The following is a 3,326-nucleotide window of genomic DNA, read 5'->3' on the forward strand; positions in this document are numbered from 1 at the left end:
TTCGACCTAACTCAGTCAAGGTCAGTGTCTTACATTCAATCAGTGCCTTAGAGGCCAGCATCAAGCTGTTTAATCGTTTTAGGTGAAGTTCTGGGCAGTATTGGTGTAAAGAATGTTGTAGGATATTGGCTTCGCGCATCTTGTTGTCCAAGTGTAGTTTTTAGCGAAACCATTTGATCATGCAACAAGATGCGCTTCCACCCTAATTTGATGATTTATTTGTAAATCATCAGGGGATTCTTCAGCACACCGCGTTCAATATAAAGTTCAGATTTTAATAAATCCACCATAGCGACATCAGTGTAACGTTTTACTTTTAAAGAATAAAAACACTTTACGATTGGATGTAGCGCATCCCTATCTTTCGAGGCCCAAACAATACCAACACGACCATCCGATAATTCAACTAAGGAACCCACAGGGTAAACACCAATACAACGAATAAACTCATAGACCAATTCTTGATCCAAATGGAATGGCGTCAGACTGAGTAAAATTTTAAAGGCCGCGGCAGGGCTCATAGCCTCTTTATAACATCGCGTCGCTGTCAAAGCATCGAAGATATCAACGATACAACTCATACGGCCATGGCGGGGGATTTCATCACCCTTCAAACCCCTTGGATAACCTCTGCCATCTAACTTTTCGTGGTGCATTAAGCAGATATCTTTACTGATCTGTGACAATCCATTAGTTTCGTTCATAATTTCAAGCGCATACACTTGATGCAGCTTCATATGTTCAAACTCTTCTGGTGTCAATTTACCCGGCTTGTGCAGCACTTTATTGTCGACTTTAATCTTGCCAATATCGTGTAAAATCCCGCCGACCGCCATTTCCCGTAGCATGACGCGATCTAGCTTTAAGTATTTACCAAAGGTAACCAGTAGAAAGGCAACATTCACTGAATGTTCAAGTAGATAGGCATCTTTTGAACGGAGTGCAGACATACATTTAAGCGCATCAGCATCCAACATCACTGACTCTATCATGGTATCGGCCAACGCTTCGAAGGGGGCAACTTCGATGGCTTTACCTTCGAAGGTCTCAGATAAGACTTTACGAATGAGGTCTTTCGCTTCGGTAAGCATGACTTTAGCTTGAGCTTGTTGCTTATCGCGGCTAATGAGCGCTTTTTTATTGTCAGTTTGATTATCGTTAGTGATTTTTTTCTTTAACCCACAATGTTCAGCCGAACGATCAGCGTCTACCCAAACAAATTTAATACCACTTTTAGCTAACTTTAAAATCGCATCCTTGTGTTTAATTTGTCCTGCATTTGCAATAGCAAGTTGACCTTTATCATTTTTGTCTATGGCACTGACAAACATACCCAATGTCAGCTGTGACACTGGTAATTTGATGAGTTCAACTGATTCTGCCGACTCACTCATATCTACAACCCCAAGGATGATGTGCCTGAATAAAATATCAACTTAACCATACGACATTAAAGCGACTTACGCTCAAATGTTCTGTTGTTATTTTTGATTATTATAGAACAGACGTGAGGGGCATTCTAAGACGAGGATTAGAAAATCACCATAGACTTTCTTGGTAAATAAAGGGGCTTAAACAAGATACGATGAAATCAGAGCTTAAGGTGTCGATTAGACTCATTTCAATCTCTCATTATTTCAACAAATGCCTAATAGCTAGGCATTCAAAACCAGCGACCCTCACGCGCGAAAAGCTCACAACTACCCCACATAACGCTCAGCCATTTCAGTTGACTCTTCCACCAATAAACCATTGCGTAAACTCAGTTGCCGTGACACTGCACTGTGTTCAATGCTTCTGTGAGTACTGAGCAAAATAGCGCAACCTTGGGAGCTTAACCGCTTTAGCAAGTACCACACTTTGCCGTAGTAATGCTTATCCATCCCCGCCAATGGATCGTCCAAAAGCAGCACCTTAGGGCGTAGGCAGGCGAGTGACGCTAAGGCAATCAAGTGCTGTTGGCCGTAAGATAATTTGTGGGGCGACAGATGGGCTAAGCTAAATAAATCCAACTCGTCCAACATTTGCACCGCTCGCTCTTTGGGGAGTTCAAAGCGCCTAAGGCTAAACTGCATTTCGGCTAGTACGTTAGACTCGAATAATTGTCGACTCGGCCTTTGCATCAACAGTCCCAATTCAGCGCCATAAATCCCCAATTTAGGTCTTCGCCCTAGCACTTTAAGGGGAAGACGCTGCCTTAAACTGTGCACGCCCGCTATAGTTTTCAATAGACTCGTTTTACCAGAGCCGTTGTCGCCCACTAAGGTCACTATCTCCCCCGCCTGTAATTGGAATCCTTGCGGACACGCAAATAACGTGGGACAAGCATCGAACCCAAAATCAAAGGCTTCGGCACTGACCAAGACTTTGCCTAAATGCTCAAATTTAGCTTGATGTCGCCACGCAGGCGCTTCAATTTGCGGCGCATCGCTCACTGTATAGATGCCTTCGGACAACTTGCCTGCCTCTAACTGCCAATAATGCTGAATAATCTCGGCGAATGCCGAGGCGTTATGCTCAACCAATACTAGCGCCATACCATCTTGGATAAGATTGCGAAGCACGACCAGCAGCTCACTCACACCGTGGTCATCGAGTTGTGCCCAAGGTTCATCGAGCAGCAGTAAATGCGGCTCTGATACTAGTTGGGCGGCAATCATTAAGCGATATTTTTGACCGAGGGAAAGCGTGCTGACTTGGGTATCGAGGCGCAGATACAAGCCCACACGCCGCAGTGCTAATTGCACTTTAGGTAGCATTTGCTCGGCGGGAATACCGAGGTTTTCTAAGGCGAGAGCCACCTCGGCACCAACGGTTTGCCTTAGTAGCTGAGTTTGTGGGTCTTGCATTACCAGACCCGTAACCAATTGAGGATAACGCCAGATGTCACCTTCATGCGGGCGATTTAACACGCCCGCCAGTAGGTTTAGCAGACTCGATTTTCCTGAGCCCGTAGGACCGCTCACGCAATGGCATTGGCCTGTACCAATCGCCAAGTTAATTTCCTGTAATACCGTCGGTAACTGGCTGCCATAGTTGAAGCTAACGCCTTCGAGATCTAAGAGTTTCATGCTATATCCTGAAGAATCCCCTGATGATTTACAAATAAATCATCAAATTAGGGTGGAAGCGCATCTTGTTGCATGATCAAATGGTTTCGCTAAAAACTACACTTGGACAACAAGATGCGCGAAGCCAATATCCTACAACATTCTTTACACCAATACTGCCCAGAACTTCACCTAAAACGATTAAACAGCTTGATGCTGGCCTCTAAGGCACTGATTGAATGTAAGACACTGACCTTGACTGAGTTAGGTCGAAAT

General features: G+C 44.5%; 2 protein-coding genes and 2 pseudogenes. 1 reads left to right on the plus strand and 3 read right to left on the minus strand.

Annotation, left to right across the window (positions count from 1 at the left end; translation table 11 throughout):
• The 3 genes and pseudogenes from L5M10_RS23355 to L5M10_RS23365 all read right to left on the minus strand — a co-directional run.
• Nucleotides 1-139, minus strand: a pseudogene (locus L5M10_RS23355) (IS4 family transposase); the annotation flags it as partial.
• Between the two features lie 76 nt (nucleotides 140-215).
• Entirely contained in the window at nucleotides 216-1,394 is a 1,179-nt protein-coding gene (locus L5M10_RS23360) for an HD-GYP domain-containing protein (protein ID WP_263256047.1), read from the minus strand.
• A gap of 306 nt (nucleotides 1,395-1,700) precedes the next feature.
• Nucleotides 1,701-3,071 carry an ATP-binding cassette domain-containing protein gene (locus tag L5M10_RS23365; RefSeq protein WP_263198573.1) on the minus strand — a complete coding sequence of 457 codons (1,371 nt, stop codon included), beginning with the start codon at nucleotides 3,069-3,071 and terminating at the stop codon, nucleotides 1,701-1,703.
• Between the two features lie 114 nt (nucleotides 3,072-3,185).
• Here L5M10_RS23365 and L5M10_RS23370 point away from each other — a divergent pair.
• Nucleotides 3,186-3,326 (plus strand): annotated as a pseudogene (locus tag L5M10_RS23370) (IS4 family transposase); the annotation flags it as partial.

Source organism: Shewanella sp. SM32 (genome assembly GCF_025654235.1).
Lineage (GTDB): Bacteria > Pseudomonadota > Gammaproteobacteria > Enterobacterales > Shewanellaceae > Shewanella > Shewanella oncorhynchi.

What these genes read in the sequence shown, in the direction of transcription:
- L5M10_RS23360 (WP_263256047.1), bottom strand. Translation starts at nt 1,394, where the DNA reads ATGAGTGAGTCGGCAGAATCAGTTGAACTCATCAAATTACCAGTGTCA.
- L5M10_RS23365 (WP_263198573.1), bottom strand. Translation starts at nt 3,071, where the DNA reads ATGAAACTCTTAGATCTCGAAGGCGTTAGCTTCAACTATGGCAGCCAG.